15 protein-coding genes are annotated in these 15,268 nt (G+C 46.6%); 5 read left to right on the top strand and 10 right to left on the bottom strand.

The genetic code is table 11. The features are described from left to right. Positions 1-87: 87 nt before the first annotated feature. From malP to glvA, 3 genes are all read right to left on the bottom strand, one after another. Complete coding sequence (malP, locus tag NSQ09_RS10265; protein WP_003233606.1) at positions 88-1,671, bottom strand: PTS maltose transporter subunit IIBC; 1,584 nt, start codon at positions 1,669-1,671, stop codon at positions 88-90. A 14-nt stretch (positions 1,672-1,685) separates the two neighbouring features. Next, positions 1,686-2,450, bottom strand: a complete 765-nt coding sequence (gene glvR, locus NSQ09_RS10260; protein ID WP_128473730.1) for a MurR/RpiR family transcriptional regulator GlvR — start codon at positions 2,448-2,450, stop codon at positions 1,686-1,688. A 64-nt stretch (positions 2,451-2,514) separates the two neighbouring features. Further along, positions 2,515-3,864: a maltose-6'-phosphate glucosidase gene (gene glvA / locus NSQ09_RS10255; RefSeq protein ID WP_014476180.1), complete on the bottom strand. Its 1,350-nt coding sequence runs from the start codon at positions 3,862-3,864 to the stop codon at positions 2,515-2,517. Between the two features lie 335 nt (positions 3,865-4,199). On the opposite strand from glvA, the gene NSQ09_RS10250 reads away from it, so the two are divergent. The 5 genes from NSQ09_RS10250 to NSQ09_RS10230 are packed head-to-tail and all read left to right on the top strand — an operon-like array spanning position 4,200 to position 7,479. Then, positions 4,200-4,514: a WXG100 family type VII secretion target gene (locus NSQ09_RS10250; RefSeq protein ID WP_017696476.1), complete on the top strand. Its 315-nt coding sequence runs from the start codon at positions 4,200-4,202 to the stop codon at positions 4,512-4,514. A gap of 5 nt (positions 4,515-4,519) precedes the next feature. Further along, positions 4,520-5,743, top strand: a complete 1,224-nt coding sequence (locus NSQ09_RS10245; RefSeq protein ID WP_017696477.1) for a hypothetical protein — start codon at positions 4,520-4,522, stop codon at positions 5,741-5,743. A gap of 11 nt (positions 5,744-5,754) precedes the next feature. Next, positions 5,755-6,519 (top strand): hypothetical protein, encoded by a 765-nt coding sequence (locus NSQ09_RS10240; RefSeq protein ID WP_017696478.1) that lies wholly within the window; start codon positions 5,755-5,757, stop codon positions 6,517-6,519. Positions 6,520-6,542: 23 nt separating this feature from the next. Next, a complete protein-coding gene (locus NSQ09_RS10235; RefSeq protein ID WP_017696479.1) occupies positions 6,543-7,100 on the top strand; it encodes a YfjD family protein in 558 nt (185 codons plus the stop codon). Between the two features lie 49 nt (positions 7,101-7,149). Continuing rightward, positions 7,150-7,479, top strand: coding sequence for a YnfA family protein (locus tag NSQ09_RS10230; RefSeq protein WP_072557049.1), 330 nt, complete (start codon positions 7,150-7,152; stop codon positions 7,477-7,479). Between the two features lie 35 nt (positions 7,480-7,514). Here the strand turns inward: NSQ09_RS10230 and NSQ09_RS10225 are convergent, their stop codons facing one another. The 7 genes from NSQ09_RS10225 to NSQ09_RS10195 form a co-directional block, all read right to left on the bottom strand. Further along, positions 7,515-7,694: a small acid-soluble spore protein H gene (locus tag NSQ09_RS10225; RefSeq protein WP_003244276.1), complete on the bottom strand. Its 180-nt coding sequence runs from the start codon at positions 7,692-7,694 to the stop codon at positions 7,515-7,517. Between the two features lie 53 nt (positions 7,695-7,747). Then, on the bottom strand, positions 7,748-9,565 hold the full coding sequence (acoR, locus tag NSQ09_RS10220) for an acetoin dehydrogenase operon transcriptional activator AcoR (protein WP_041332829.1): 1,818 nt from the start codon (positions 9,563-9,565) through the stop codon (positions 7,748-7,750). 115 nt (positions 9,566-9,680) lie between these two features. Then, the gene (gene acoL, locus NSQ09_RS10215) at positions 9,681-11,057 is read right to left on the bottom strand and encodes an acetoin dehydrogenase complex dihydrolipoyl dehydrogenase (protein WP_017696482.1); all 1,377 of its coding nucleotides are present in this window, start codon (positions 11,055-11,057) and stop codon (positions 9,681-9,683) included. Positions 11,058-11,077: 20 nt separating this feature from the next. Next, positions 11,078-12,274, bottom strand: a complete 1,197-nt coding sequence (gene acoC, locus NSQ09_RS10210; protein WP_017696483.1) for an acetoin dehydrogenase complex dihydrolipoyllysine-residue acetyltransferase — start codon at positions 12,272-12,274, stop codon at positions 11,078-11,080. Between the two features lie 13 nt (positions 12,275-12,287). Then, positions 12,288-13,316, bottom strand: a complete 1,029-nt coding sequence (gene acoB, locus NSQ09_RS10205; protein ID WP_017696484.1) for an acetoin:2,6-dichlorophenolindophenol oxidoreductase subunit beta — start codon at positions 13,314-13,316, stop codon at positions 12,288-12,290. Between the two features lie 3 nt (positions 13,317-13,319). After that, complete coding sequence (acoA, locus tag NSQ09_RS10200) at positions 13,320-14,321, bottom strand: acetoin:2,6-dichlorophenolindophenol oxidoreductase subunit alpha (RefSeq protein ID WP_015383114.1); 1,002 nt, start codon at positions 14,319-14,321, stop codon at positions 13,320-13,322. A gap of 231 nt (positions 14,322-14,552) precedes the next feature. Then, entirely contained in the window at positions 14,553-15,242 is a 690-nt protein-coding gene (locus NSQ09_RS10195) for a YfjL-like protein (protein WP_069837369.1), read from the bottom strand. Between the last annotated feature and the right edge of the window lie 26 nt (positions 15,243-15,268).

Here is a 15,268-nt window from a genome sequence, read left to right as displayed (position 1 = left end):
CTTTTTACTCGATTGTCTCTTTCTTTACTTTACTATGGCGGTCTTTTTGACGGCAAACGAAAACCCTCCCGAAAAGGAGGGCAGTCTTTATTGATTCAATATTTTTTCCACACGCTCCCGCATCTGCGGTACGCTTAATCCGATAATTACCTGAAACGCCTTCCCGTTCCTGACAACGCCGTGTGCGCCAAGCGCGCGGAATACGCTGTCGGGTTCAACCTTTGTTTCGTCCTTGACACTGACTCTGAGGCGGGTGGCGCAGTTTGTGACTTCAGTGATGTTGTCTTTTCCGCCCAGCGCTTCAATATACAGAAAAGCGGTGTCATCAGCCGTTTCAGCAGCGGAGGCCGTTTCATCCTTGTTTTTTCGTTCTCTGTATTCCTTTTTCGAATACAGCTTTGTTTCCTGCTGTTCATCCTTTTCCCGTCCTGGTGTAGCGATATTGAATTTGAGGATTAAAAATCTGAAGACGAAAAAATAAATTGCTGTAAACGAGAGCCCGATCAAAATTTGATACACATATGTCATACCGTGGCTGCCAAAGAGCGGAATCCAGTTCAAGGTTACCGCCTCAATCAGTCCGCCTCCCATATTTCCGACGACGCCGGCCATATACATAACTGTCGACATTGTGGCGGCAAGCACGGCGTGAACCGCAAATAAGAAAGGTGAAATGAATAAGAACGTAAACTCAATTGGCTCTGTAATACCGGCGACAATCGCTGTCAGTGTGACAGGAATCAGCAGCCCTGCGACGAGTTTTTTCTTTTCCTTTTTGGCTGTCACATAAAAAGCCAGGGCGATACCCGGAATACCGAAGATTTTCGAGTTGCCGTGAAGCGCGAATCCGCCTTGCGGAAAGAGCTCCTTCAGCGGTTTGGCGCTTTGCGAATATTCGCCAAGATGCTGTGCCCAATACGTGACGATCCCGCCTTCCGCTACAGCCGGGCCATAAATAAACGGCGTGTAAATAAAGTGATGAAGGCCGGTCGGAATTAAAATCCGTTCCAAAAACGTGTATATCCAAACGCCCACCGCCCCAGAAGCAACCAGGAAGCTTTGAAGCGAGCCGATTCCCGATTGAACCATCGGCCAAATATAAGACACAGCCAAGGCAATTGGGATCATAATAAAGAAGGAAATCATCACGATATATGTTGAGCCTTGAAAGATGCCGAGAAAATCGGGCAGTTTTTTATCAAAATAGCGATTATGCAAAAAGACGACAATCGAAGAAATAAAGATGGCTCCGATGATATTGGTATCGAGCGTTTTTATGCCCGCAATCATCGTTAACCCGCTCGTTCCGCCGACCTCTTGATTCATGTCGACGCCAAATGCTCCTCCCCATACCGTCAATATCGCGCTGACAAAATAGTTGAATGTCAGGTAGACAGTAAGCGCTTCCAAACAAGCGCGTGCCTGAGCTTTCTTCGCCAAAGCAACCGGGATGCCAATGGCGAATAAGAGCGGCATTTGGTTAAAGACAGTCCAGCCGCCCTGCTCAATGATATACCAGCACTGATACCAAAAACCGTCAGGATCGGCGAGCGGTCCCATGAGGGTTTTATTTTTAAAGAGCGTGCTGATACCGACGATAATGCCGGCGAACGCGAATAATAAAACAGGCACAAACATCGCGCTTCCAAAGCGCTGAATTTTTTGCATCATACCAGAACCCCCTGCTACTCATTGTCATTTTTTTCTGCCTCTTTGTAATCAACATATGCGCGGAACAATGCTTCGCCAACGAGAAAAAACGGTGCAAAAGCGACAATTTCCGTTTTATCGCTTAATGTCACAGGTCTGCTTGTCGCATAAAGATTATGCGGAGTCAGCTGGGCGAGGACATTGTTTTTTAAATTCGTAATGGAAATAAAGGGAATACCCTTTGCAGAAAGCATTCTTGCCTGAGGAATCAGCTCCGGTGTTTCTCCGGAAAGAGAAATGATGATAAACAGATCGTTTACTTTAAAATCATCGCGCATCAAATTAAATTCATTTGTGTCTTCAATCAAAATAAGATAGCGATGGCGCGGAATAAACATTCTTTGCAGGTCGCGGGCGCATATCTTTTGCGCATTTCCAGAACCGTAGACGAAAATGCGGTCAGCTGCATCAATCAGCTGGCACATGTCCGTCATGTCCTTTGTCCTTAAGAACTTCAAATTTGCTTCAATATCATCAAGCAGCTTTTCAAAACTCATACTCTCGCCTTCTTCCGGCTGATCTTCCCACTTTAAAAAGACGCGAAATTCACTGTAACCGCTGAAACCGAGCTTTTGGGCAAGCCGTAAAATTGAGGAACGCGATACACTGCAAGCTTTGGCCAGCGCGTCGATTCCAAGGTGATAGCATGTGTGCTTATGATTCAATATATATTTTAAAATATGAAAATCGTTGTCATTCAATTTGCTGTAGTGCTGATTTATCAGTTCTTCGAGCTGCATATCAGATCCCCCCATTTTCTTTCTATTATATACAATTACAGATTCGAAAATGGGGGAATTTCAGTTATGATATACGGGTCGGGCTTTGATCAAGCTCAGGCCAGAAGTCTTTGTTGGCCTCCATTAAATCCTCGAGAATGAGTCTTGCCACACGCGCGTTCGGCACTGTTTTTGACAAAATTAGCGCCTGCCACAGCTTTTGGAACGATTTCTCCGCCCATGCTTCAACAGTCAGCTTCTCAACGGATACCTGCTGCTCCATAAGCCCTTTTTGGAATTGCGGAATGGTGCCGACGGTAATCGGTTCAGGCCCATTTGAGCCGACAATGCATGGCACCTCGACCATCGCAGTCGGGTCAAAGTTCGCAATTGCGCCGTTATTTTCAACGATCAACAGCATTCTTTCACCTGTGTTGTAGGCAATCGCCCGGGCAAGATCAACGATATATGATGCGTGGTCATCGATTTTGATTTCGCTGTTTTCTGTGGACTGCTCACGTGTAATCATGTCACATTGGCTGAAAATAAAAGCTTCGCGCCCTTCCATCACTTCATTTGCCCGCGTATGATTCGGATTTGATTTTTTCACCATATCATCTGGGAACAAATAATATTGCAAATACGTATTCGGCAGTGTGTCAGGATCTGCGGCCTGCACGTCACGCGCTTTGGCGAATGTGTCATTCCAGCTCGCTTCCACCGCTTCAGCCTCTGTTTTCGGAATATAGCCGTATTGAGATACATGCTCCTTCAGCTTCGGCATTAAATCGTTGCCCTCTTGATCCTGAATTGATGTCCACCAGCCGAAGTGATTTAATCCGTAATAGCGGACCTTCATTTCTTTTCTTGAGGATAAGCCAAGAATTTGCGCCATCCGGTCTTCGATCCCAACCGGCATATCACAGATATTGAGAATTTTAGAATTCGGTCTAAGGCGTCTCGTAGCTTCAGCCACAATTGCCGCCGGATTGGAATAATTGAGCATCCACGCATCAGGCGAGTATTTTTCCATGTAATCTAATATTTCAAGCACACCGCCGATCGAACGCATACCGTATGCGATCCCGCCCGGCCCGCACGTCTCCTGGCCGACAACTCCGTACTTTAACGGAATTTGCTCATCAAGCGCACGCATCGCGTATTTCCCTACTCTGATGTGCGCCATAACAAAATCGACATCTGTAAAAGCTTCTTCCGGGTCAGTCGTCGCTGCAAATTCAATATCCGGCGCTTTTTCTCTGATAAAAACGTCACAGGCGCCTGCAATTCGATCCTGTCTCTCCTTATCATTATCATACAGCTTCAGCTTTCTGATCGGAAACTCCTCCAAATGGTCCAAGAGCATGAGTACGATCCCTGGAGTGAAAGTGCTCCCTCCGCCCGCTATTACGATTGAGAATGATTTTTTCTTCATATGACGACCTCCTTGATAACGTTTACAATTCCATTTATACCATGAGATAGCCCGTCCCGTAACACGTTTGGCGCACTTAGGTCATTTGATCAACTTTAGTGTTTTTTCCCATAGAGCGGGAAATTTCTCATTTGGCTTATGTCTGAGGGATTTGTTTTTTTTACCTTTTTTGTAATCTTAAAGTCTCACCAACTGTGAATTTTAAGTGAATATACGCCCTTCCAATTCTTATGAAAAGGTTCTTTTGTACGATTCGGATACATGCCGAATTATTTATAATCATTTATATAAAACATCCAATTGTGCGTGAATTTAGAAAAGGCAGGGGACAAAAGTTGGACTCATATAAAGTCATTGAGCTGGCAAACAAGTACAGTGCGGCCGCAGAAGAGGTCAGAAGCTCCAAAATGTTGCTTGAATCCCGGTTATTTGCATTGGGAGATGCTTGGCAGGGCAAATCAAGAGATTCGTTTGACCAGGATTTCGAGGAAACGAAAGCCGCCTACGATCAATTCGAACAGGAGCTGCTTGAAACAAGCCAAGAGCTGAAGGCTGCCGCTGTCAAAATAGAAGAACGAAAAGCTGAAATTGCCAGAATGGAAGAACTGGAGCGTAAAGCAAGAGAGGAAAGACATAAACTCGGGAGGTGAACGGTGTGTCAGGAAACATTGCAGTTGATCCGGATAAGCTCGAACAGCTTGCAAATGATGTAGTCACTGAATTAACTGATATGGAAAACAAATATAAGGACCTGCATGTGGAGCTGGGGCAGATGATTTTGCAATGCGATCCCCTCTACAGCAGCTGTTTTTCTGGAGTGGGCGATGCGTGGAGCTCAGGAAAGGCGCTCGTCACTAAGCTGAGTGACAATGAGATTTTCATCAGAAAAACAGGCGATAAATTTGTGGAACAAGATGATATTTTGCGAAAGCTCTACAATGCCTACGACAAATACGGTACGATGACAAGCTTAACCGCTCTTATGCTGACGCAGGGAAAATATTACGGATTAGGGCTTACGAAATTTGTGAAACAGCCAAGCGGCTTGCATACAGCCCAGCACTCAAAACTGCTCTTGGATATTTCCAGGGCCGTTGACAGCTCACGTTATCAAAAAGCGGCAAGAGTGCTTTTGAATCCTAAATATTTGTTAAAAAAGACCAACCGTCCATTTTCAGATTTGGTACATAAAAAGTTTACAAAATACTTCCCTCAGGACACGGTGGATTTTTCAAACAGCGTCAGAAGCTACACAAAAGGATTTCTTAATGAAGCCGGCGTACGCTCCACTTTGAAGGATGTGGGAAAAACGGGCTTGAGATTCGCGAAAGGAAATGCCATTACCGCCACACTGATTACCGGTGCGACCGAAACATTCGGAGCAGGCGTGAAAATTGCTGAAAATTATGCAAAATACCAGGACAAACCCGAAGTTCTCAAGCGTGAAAACGCCAAGGCTGTCGGAAATGCTGTGAATAATACGATTTTTGTTGCCGGCGGTGCCACAGCTGGTGCTGTTGTGGGCGGTGCCGTAGGAAGTGTGTTAGGTCCTGTCGGCACAGTAATCGGAGGCACAATTGGTTCGGCAGTAGGAGGGTTTGTTGGGGAAAAAATCGCAAAATTCACATCAGTCTATGCTGAAAAAGCAGCGATAAAACTTAAAGAACCGATCCATGCTGTCGTTGATACAGCCAAAAAAGGACTGGAATCAGCCGGCAAAGTCGTCAAATCAGTGAATGACGGCATAGATGCGGCGAATAAAACGATACATAAAGGGATAGACAGTGCGAAAAAAGGAATAGAAAAAGCAAAGAAAACAGCGGATTCGCTCATACACGGCGCAACCCATTTCCTTAAAGGGAAATTTTCATTTGGATAGGAGAATAAACAATGAAGCAGTTTACAATCAGCATAGAAGAACTCTTGTTTTGTTTTTACAGCGAAGGGTTTTTCGAACAGGGAATGGCCTTAAAACAAGCCTATTTTCCCGAAATAGAAGATGAACAGCTCGGCGCCTTATTTGAAGCCGCGTGCCGCTCACTCTTAGCCAAAGATGCGGCGGAATATCGGAATCATCAATATCGGCTAAAGGACGAATACTGTCCGTTTATCCATGTGTTAAACGACGCCGACTATACAGTGAAGCTGTCCAAATTTGATGAACAAGGCAAAGAACAGAATATATCCTGCCATGTTTCAAAGTTTGGTACTTACTCTCATGAATTGCTGTTTGATGAACAGGTGCATAGAATCAAAAAAATGGATTCAACTAATGGATTACTCTCTAAAACATCCGAGTTTTTAAATATAATAGATGCAGAAGATCACAAAGAATCACTGATCTCTCTGACATCAACTGAATTTGAATTGCTTTTGGAGGGCGCTTCAGACACTCCCACACTTCTCAAGGAGTTTCTAGATAAGCATGATCACCAAGAGGACGTTACCCGTTTTGTAAATGATCTGGCTTTGCGAAAAGGAAAAATGGATACGCTGATGCGGCTGGTTTATGACAAAGACAACTCCCCGGAAGTGGCTGACATGGCTTTCGTTCTGCCTGGCAGCCATCATACTTGGCTGGTAACAGGTATTACCCAAAATGAATTTTCTATCGTAACAGCAAATAAAGATGTGATAAAAGGAATTTTTGGCTAAAGAGCGATAAAGGAGAATAGCAATTGAAAAACAATGAAGTAATTAAGGTCAAAAGCAGACTGTTTTTTAGAATATGGCTGTTCCTCGCTACAGGGGGCGCCTTTATTGTGGGAGTCTGGCTGGTGTCTGAAGCCCTCACGTTTGAATCTAAATATGCCCTGCTTTATTTGGGCGGCGGTTTACTGGCGATGATTTATGGATTGATCACATTCTTTATGGCTTTTCCTGCCTTCACAAGCCGTGGAAATGTCATTTTCAGCATAAAGACCGGACCTAATGGCGAGATCTTTTCGAGAAAGCGCAGCGTGCTGTTTTCCGAGGTGAAGCGGCTTTATATGGGACGTCATCAATACAGTTTGAAAGGGATCTTTTTTGAGGATATTATCATCGAAAAAACAGACGGGAAAATCGTTCGCATCCCGACCTGGAACATCATCGCGAATCCGTTGTTTTTCGAAGCGGTTGAACGCTATATCCTTCCCCATTTGAGTGAAGAGGCGAAAAGCAATTGGATCGGACAGTTTACAGACATCCAACGCAGTGCGTATTTGAAGGAATTTGAGAATCATCCGAAGCTTTAAAAGCTCTCCTCCTCTATAATGAAAGATAAATGCAAATTGAGGAGTGCTCATGATGCTGATTACCATTCTTTTATTTATCGCGGCAGGGCTTGCCGAAATTGGCGGCGGATATCTGGTTTGGCTATGGCTGAGAGAGGCAAAGCCAGCCGGCTACGGAATCGCCGGGGCGCTGATCCTCATTGTATACGGCATTCTTCCGACGTTTCAGTCCTTCCCATCCTTCGGCCGTGTATACGCCGCTTATGGCGGAGTATTCATCGTGCTTGCGGTCCTGTGGGGATGGCTTGTTGACCGGAAAACACCTGATCTGTATGACTGGATCGGCGCATTCATTTGTCTCATCGGTGTCTGTGTTATTTTATTTGCGCCGCGCGGATAACAAAATGGCCTGCTTATGAAGCGGGCCATTTTTGTTTAATCCTCTTTTAAGCTGTTCAGCTGCACTTCATGCTCCTCTTGCGGTTCGTCAAGCGGATAAATTCTTGCTGTTCCAGTTTCTTCATTTACGTGCTGAATGTAAATAGGAACGCCGTTATATGTTACTTTCTTCATGTCGGGAGATTCTACAATTTCTTTCGCCCTTTGAATATTCATCGTAACACCCTCCTTCAATACATAACGTTTCCATTTCCTGAAGGAAGTATGCTTTATGATTCAGCGGACAAGTTGAATTTTTTCAGGCGTTTGTAGAAAGTGCTTCGGGGGATCCCGCTGATTTTTGCGGCTTGAGAGACGTTTCCTTTTGCAGATTCAAGCGCTTTGATCATCATATCCTTTTGGATTTGCTCACGAAAGGTAAGCACGCCGGCAACAGCCGGCTTTTTTTCTGCAGAGCTGGCCGGCAATCCAGCGGCTTCCAGTAAAGCGGGTAGCGGTTCATCCCTCAGCCGGCCGTCCGGAAATCTGATAGAAAGACGTTCAAACACATTAAACAGCTCACGGATATTCCCCGGCCACTTCCATTGCTTCAGCACATGACAAAAATCAGAAGGAAGTTCGCCTGGCCAATGATTCTTCTGTTTGTAGTACTCAAAGAGGTCCGGGATATCCTCGGTGCGATCGCGTAATGGAGGCAGTTCAATTGGATAGACATGAAGACGGTAAAACAAGTCCTCTCTGATTTTTCCGTTTTCGGCAAGCTCGCGTAAATCACAATGTGTGGCGGCAATAACTCTGATATCAACCGGAATTTCTTTCGTCCCGCCGATTGGCGTTATCTTGCGTTCCTGAAGCACCCGTAAAAGTGCAACCTGCATCGAGTGGGAAATTTCTCCGATTTCATCTAAAAATAATGTGCCTTGATTCGCTTTTTGAAAGGCGCCTTTATAGCCATTTCGTTTCGCTCCCGTAAAAGCTCCCTCTGCATATCCGAACAGTTCGCTCTCAATCAAATCAGACGGAATCGCTCCGCAATTGACAGCAACAAACGGACCGTGACGTCTCTCACTGTTCTCATGAAGAGCGCGAGCCGCGACTTCCTTTCCCGTACCAGTTTCGCCCGACAAACAGACCGTTGCATCTGCCGCAGCTGCACGTTCAAGGTTCATCAGCATCGCTTGCGATCTGCCGCTTTTCCCGATCACTCCATTGAATCGAAACACCTTCTTTTTCTTATGTTCCGAAAGATAAAAACAAGTGCCGCCATCTCCTATGGTGACAGCTTTTTCGATTGAGTAGCCCCGTTCCTTCAACTCATACAGGTGCCGGCCCTGCCAATCCGGCATTGAGGTTCGAATCGGTATGCTCGCACTGATGATGTGCTGCTTGTTATTGCATAGCACCATCGGCACACTGGATGCAGCTCTCTCTCCAAAACGACTGATCAGCTCGAGCTCTTTCTCACGGCTTTTAGCTGCGAGTTCCCGTTCAGCTGCATAGGCGATCGCAGTGGCAATACCAAGCATATGAGGATGAGCGCCTGCCGCCGGACACGATATGTCAATCACACCCGCAAGGCTGCCATCCTCATGGTGAATCGGAGCGGCTGAACAGTTCCAAAGATGGGAAGCAATGGAGTAATGCTCTGATCCCTGTATTGCAACCGGCTCGCTGATGTGGAGCGCCGTGCCAATCGCATTTGTTCCGACAGCCGTTTCCGTCCAACATGCCCCTTCAACAAAGTTGATGCGTTTGGCTTCATAGAGCGCGCGGGGATGGCCGTCCAATGCCAGAACAACACCGTCTGAATCAATTAACAGCGCCATCATTTCCATTTCTTTTATGGCAGGCAGCAGTTTTTCGAGGTAAGGCTTTGCGGTCGTCAAGAAGAATGAATGTTTTTTTGACTGCTGATCCAGCTCCGTTTGCTGTAAAACCTTCGGGCCTTTTTCTAAATAAGGATTGACCTCAGCTTTTTTGCAGCGATGCCATGACTCGGCAATCCGTTTTCTTAATCGGGCTTCGTCAAGCACACCGTCTTTCACAAAACGTTTCCAGGTTTGCAAATCGTTTGGGACCGAATTCATTTCCTTGATCGCTCCTCCCTTACACGCCGTTTTCATCTATTGTAGGGGAAAAATAAAGCGCTTTCAACAATAAAAAAGCAGGCGCCTTATATCCATGCGCCTGCTTTTTCCTTTATTATGCATGTACCGCAAGGCCGATCGTGCTTAACAGCGCCTCATGCAATGTTTCCGATAAAGTCGGATGGGCGGCGATAAAATGCTCCGCCATATCTGCCGTCATCTCACCATTCATGATCGCTGCCGCTTGGCCGATGAGCTCGGTTACATCCGGGCCAATCATCGAGACACCCACGATTTCGCCGAATTCCGGTTCAGCCATGATTTTGACCTTTCCTTCCGCTTGCTGTTTAATGAGCGCCTTGCCGTTTGCGGAAAAAGAAAATTCGCCGATCTTCACATCCCCGTATATGCTTCTTGCCTGTCGTTCTGTCATTCCGATACACGCGATTTCCGGGGACGTATAGATGCAGCGCGGCACATGTTTCTCATTGATTTTGACATCCCTTCCGGAAGCATGAGAAGCAGCGATGATGCCCTCATGGAAAGCGGCATGCGCCAGCTGAATGCCCCCTATAGCATCTCCGCACGCGTAAATATGAGGCACGTTCGTCTGCATGTGCCCATTCACCAGAATGCCTGTTGGAGAAAAATCAACTCCCGCCTGTTCCAGCTGTAATCCGTCAAGACGGGGTTTTCTGCCGATCGCCACCAGCACATAATCGGCCTTCGTTTTAAACTCTCGCTGACCGCTTTTCCATATTGCTGTTTTGGCCGTTTGATCCACCCGCTCTAATCTGGATGAGGTATGCACTTCGACACCGTCTTCCTCAAGTTTCTCCTGAAAAAGACGGGCAATATCTTCGTCTTCAGCCGGGATCAGCTGGTCCGCTGTTTCAATGATGGTCACCTTCGATCCCAATCTGGCAAACAGCCCTGCATACTCACACCCGATGACACCGCCGCCGACAATGACTAGTGAAGACGGAATTTCGGAAAGAGAAAGCGCGTCTTTGCTGTCGATGATCCATTCGCCGTCAAACGGAGCGAAAGGCAGCTCGATTGGCTCTGACCCGGAGGCAATCAATACTTGGTCCGCCTCTCTGATTTCTTTTCCATTTTCTCCTTCGATTAAGAGCTTTCTTTCAGAAAGAAAGGAGGCTGTTCCCTTTACAACCTGTATTTGATTTTTCTTCATTAGGTACTGAACGCCTTGGACAAGCTGACTGACAACCTGTTGTTTTCGGCTTTGCATTTTACTCCAATCGACTGATATCGCACCTGCCGGAAGTTCGATTCCAAAGCTGTCGGCATGCTTGATTTTATCAAGAACGTTTGCGCTTTCTAACAAAGACTTTGTCGGGATGCAGCCTTCATTCAGGCAGGTCCCCCCAAGCTTGCCTTTGTCAATGAGCAGCACGTTTCTGCCCTGCTGTGCCGCAGAAACCGCAGCCGCATAGCCTGCAGGTCCGCCGCCGATAATGGCTAATGTCATGTCGTTTTCACCTGCTTTTCCTATAAAATTAATGCTGCGGGTTCTTCCAAATATGTTTTCATCGCCTTCAGGAATGCAGCGGCAGGGGCGCCGTCACACGCTCTGTGATCAAATGTCAGGCTGAGCGGCAGGACTGTGCTTCTGACGATTTCCTCCCCTTGATACACCGGCGTGTCATAGCTTGCTCCGATGCCGAGAATGCCTGTTTCCGGCGGATTTAGTATTGGTGTGAAATGCTCAACTCCAAATGCGCCAAGGTTTGTAATGGAGAAGGTAGAGCCTTGCAGTTCTTCGCTTCCCGCACGTCCCTCGCGTGCTTTTTTGGCATTTTCTGAGATAGATTGAGCCAGTTCAATCAGCGATAGCTTTTCAGCATGGCGGATCACAGGCACCACTAAGCCATTTTCCAAGGCTACAGCCATACCAAGGTGCACATGAGGATGTGTGATGATGCGCTCATTTTGATAAAAGCTGTTCAGCACAGGGTGAGCTTGCAGAGCGAGAACGGCGGCTCTTGAGACAAAATGAGTGATCGTCAGTTTTGTGCCGTATCTCTCTTCCGCAGTTGGTGAAAGCTGTTTTTGAAGAGTGGCAAGCTTGGTGATATCAGCTTTCATCGTGATCGTCAGCTGTGCGCTGTTTGCCAGGCTTTCCTGCATTCGGGCAGCGATGACCTTTCTCATGCCTGTCACCGGGATTTCCTGCGCTTTCTGTTCCGAACCAGGCTTTGCCTGATCTTTTTTCTGTTCAGCAAGAGCCTTTGTCACGTCATCCTTCACGATTCGTCCGCCTGGTCCAGTTCCTTTCAGCTGTTTTAGGTCTAATCCTGCTTTTTCTGCTATTTTCCTCGCAACTGGAGATATTTTCAATCGATCTTTTTTGGAGGCTGCGGGTTTGTTTTCTTGTTTGACGGGCTGAACGGCTTGCGGCACGCTGTCTTCAGCAACAGGCGCACTCGCCTCTTCCTGCACCGACTCATTAGCGTCCCCGATATAGCAGATCGCTGTGCCGGGCGGAACCTCTTCACCCTCTTTCACTTTGATATCGATCAGCGTTCCTTTTTCAGGCGCTTCGATCTCCATTTCAATTTTCTCCGATTGAATGCTGGCAATGCTTTCTCCCTTTTCAACCGGGTCGCCTACTTTTTTATTCCATATCGATACTTCCCCTTGTTTCATGGCCATTCCCAATTTTGGCATCACTACTTTTACCGCCATTTGTGTCCCCCCTTTAATTCATTGCCGGCTCGCCAAGCAATTCAAGCGTGACGCTGACAATTTTATCTGGTGTCGGCAAATATTGATCTTCAAGCACCGGTGAAAACGGAACCGGTGTATGCGGTGCTGTAATCCGTTTAATCGGCGCATCAAGCAAATCAAAGCCTTTGTCTGCGACAATCGCTGCAATATCCGTGGCAATGCTGCATCGCGGATTGGCTTCATCAATGATGATCAGCCGGTTTGTTTTTTCCAACGATGTGAAAATCGCATCCTCATCCAGAGGAGACAGACTGCGGGGATCAAGGACCTCGGCTTCGATGCCCCTCTCTGAAAGCTGTGCAGCCGCTTCAAGCGCAGTATTGACCTGCTTGCCGACTGCAAAGAGCGTAACATCATTGCCCTCGCGTTTGATATCCGCTTTTCCGAGGGGAATTGTATAATAATCTTCCGGCACCTCGCCCTTCATGTTGTAGGACGTTTTGTCTTCAAAGAAGAACACCGGATCATTATCTTCTATTGCTGCAAGCAGCAGACCTTTGGCATCATACGGATTGGATGGAACAACTGTCTTCAGTCCAGGGATGCTCGTGAAAAGGCCATACAGCGCTTGTGAATGCTGGGCAGCGGCCCGGAACCCTGCTCCGTATGTGGTGCGGACGGTAATCGGCACTTGCGCTTTTCCGCCAAACATATAACGGAATTTCGCCCCTTGGTTGATCACCTGATCAAAGCACGTGCCGATAAAATCGTTAAACATTAGCTCGGCAATCGGTCTCAAACCGGTTGATGCCGCAGCCATAGCCGCACCCATGTAGCCCGCCTCAGAAATCGGAGTGTCCAGCACTCTTGTGCGCCCGAATTCCTGTACGAGTCCCTTTGTGATCCCTAATACACCGCCCCATGCTTCATCATCCTGCAAATGATCGACCGCCGCTCCCCCGGCGACATCCTCACCGATCAAAAGCACATTTTCGTCTTTTCTCATCGCAAGCTTCATTGCTTCATTGATCGCGTCTGACATGCTTATGACTCTCGCCATCTCTTACATTCCTCCTTTTTCATATGACACATACACATCTGTCAGCAGCTCCGAATCTTTTGGATATGGGCTGTCTTCGCTGAACGAGACGGCTTTTTCAATCGATTCGCTGACACGCTGTTCAATGTCTGACAGCTTATTAGCATCTGTTTCTTTTAAAAGGTAGTTTTTAAAACCTTGAATGGCATCTTTTTCTTCAAGGTGCTCAACTCTTTCATCCTTCGTTTTATAGGTCTGGGCATCTCCTTCGAAATGGCCGTAGTTTCTGTAGGTCATACATTCAATCAAAGACGGGCCGCCGCCGTTTCTTGCTCTTTCTATCGCTTCCTCGGCTGCCTGGTAAACTGCTAAAATATCTTTGCCGTCAACTGTAACCCCCGGCATGTTATAAGCAGCCGCCCGATCGGCGATTGAATCACAGGCTGATGCGTACTCAAATGGGGTAGCTTCACCATAGCCGTTGTTTTCAGCAACAAACACGACAGGAAGGTTCCATACAGCCGCTAGATTCAGCCCTTCGTGGAAGGTGCCTTGGTTATTTGCCCCGTCTCCAAAAAAGCAAACGCTTACATTTTTAGTCTGTTTATATTTAGCCGTGAGTGCTGATCCGCATGCGAGCGTAAAGCCGCCCCCGACGATTCCATTTGCGCCTAACATGCCTTTATCAAGATCCGCAATGTGCATAGAACCGCCCTTGCCTTTGCACAATCCGGTCGCTTTCCCGAAAATTTCCGCCATCATGCCGTCCAGATCACAGCCTTTGGCGATACAATGTCCATGTCCCCTGTGGGTGCTTGTAATGCTGTCGCCATCATGTAAATGAGCGCACACCCCTACAGCCACGGCTTCCTCACCGGCATATAAATGAACGAATCCGGGAAGCACTCCCTGGGCGAACAGTTCATGCACTTTGTCTTCAAAGCCCCTGATCTCCAGCATCTTTTGGTACATCCACAGCGCTTTTTCCTCAGTTAATGACAAGCCTTCTCGTTTTAACAATTCCATTTTGTGCGCCTCCTTCTATTTAGGGTTCACCATTATAAATGCAAGAAGTGTGCCAGTCTTTTGAGCCCGTAAAATCAGTCTTCTCGTCTTCACCTTGGAGACAGTTTGAGACGTGTGTCTCGTTTTGTCTCAAACTGATTCATTTGTCTCGCTTTACAGCATGCAAAAAAAAGGCCGGATATCACCCGGCCTTTGACAATAATCGACGTATTTATTTCCTTGGAAATCTTTTTAACTTCCTAGTTCCTCTGCATCGTTTGACTGAATAGCTGCTTTCGAAAGAAAATCAATTGAATATTTAACATATCCGATACCGCCGTTCCCGTCCTTCTGCATACAGTCTATCGTGCCGTTTGAGTATGTATATCCCTTTTCATTTAGCGTTTTTCTGACCGTTTCCGCCATCTTTGCGGCATCTGTTTTTGATAACCCGCTGGCGTCTAACTGAATCGTCATGCTCATAGGCGCTTTTTCAGCCAGCTGTTTGTTCCATTTTGTATCTAACGTGAACTGTCCGTTTTCAATACTCAAAGCAGCATCAGCTTTTATAAGTCGAGGAACCGCTTTTTTCAGATCTGCTTCGATTGCCTTCGTTGCTTCTTCATTTACATGTTTTGATACTGATTCGGTATACGCTTCTTCAATTCCATCGCACGTTACTTTAGGATGCAGAAATCCCTTCGTACACATTGGGTAGCGATGAGATTGGGAGGTTGCTTCGAATACATATTCAGAGGTTTTAGCGTTATATACCCCATTCGTGATCTTGATTTCTTTCTTAGGATAGGTTTGTTTCACATAAGAGACTAGCTTCTGTTCTGCAGCATTTTTCGAAAATGGATTACCGAACCATACATGATAGATATATAGACCGCATCCGAATAATGCAATGGCAAGCAAGCCAAACACAAGTTTTTTCATGTTCCCACTCTTTTCTTCATATACGT

The sequence above is a fragment of the Bacillus sp. FSL W8-1202 genome, from assembly GCF_038006165.1.
Classification (GTDB): domain Bacteria; phylum Bacillota; class Bacilli; order Bacillales; family Bacillaceae; genus Bacillus; species Bacillus subtilis.
This window is presented reverse-complemented; position numbering and strand designations above follow the sequence as displayed.

What these genes read in the sequence shown, in the direction of transcription:
- malP (WP_003233606.1), bottom strand. Translation starts at nt 1,671, where the DNA reads ATGATGCAAAAAATTCAGCGCTTTGGAAGCGCGATGTTTGTGCCTGTT.
- glvR (WP_128473730.1), bottom strand. Translation starts at nt 2,450, where the DNA reads ATGCAGCTCGAAGAACTGATAAATCAGCACTACAGCAAATTGAATGAC.
- glvA (WP_014476180.1), bottom strand. Translation starts at nt 3,864, where the DNA reads ATGAAGAAAAAATCATTCTCAATCGTAATAGCGGGCGGAGGGAGCACT.
- NSQ09_RS10240 (WP_017696478.1), top strand. Translation starts at nt 5,755, where the DNA reads ATGAAGCAGTTTACAATCAGCATAGAAGAACTCTTGTTTTGTTTTTAC.
- NSQ09_RS10230 (WP_072557049.1), top strand. Translation starts at nt 7,150, where the DNA reads ATGATGCTGATTACCATTCTTTTATTTATCGCGGCAGGGCTTGCCGAA.
- NSQ09_RS10225 (WP_003244276.1), bottom strand. Translation starts at nt 7,694, where the DNA reads ATGAATATTCAAAGGGCGAAAGAAATTGTAGAATCTCCCGACATGAAG.
- acoR (WP_041332829.1), bottom strand. Translation starts at nt 9,565, where the DNA reads ATGAATTCGGTCCCAAACGATTTGCAAACCTGGAAACGTTTTGTGAAA.
- acoL (WP_017696482.1), bottom strand. Translation starts at nt 11,057, where the DNA reads ATGACATTAGCCATTATCGGCGGCGGACCTGCAGGCTATGCGGCTGCG.
- acoC (WP_017696483.1), bottom strand. Translation starts at nt 12,274, where the DNA reads ATGGCGGTAAAAGTAGTGATGCCAAAATTGGGAATGGCCATGAAACAA.
- acoB (WP_017696484.1), bottom strand. Translation starts at nt 13,316, where the DNA reads ATGGCGAGAGTCATAAGCATGTCAGACGCGATCAATGAAGCAATGAAG.
- acoA (WP_015383114.1), bottom strand. Translation starts at nt 14,321, where the DNA reads ATGGAATTGTTAAAACGAGAAGGCTTGTCATTAACTGAGGAAAAAGCG.
- NSQ09_RS10195 (WP_069837369.1), bottom strand. Translation starts at nt 15,242, where the DNA reads ATGAAAAAACTTGTGTTTGGCTTGCTTGCCATTGCATTATTCGGATGC.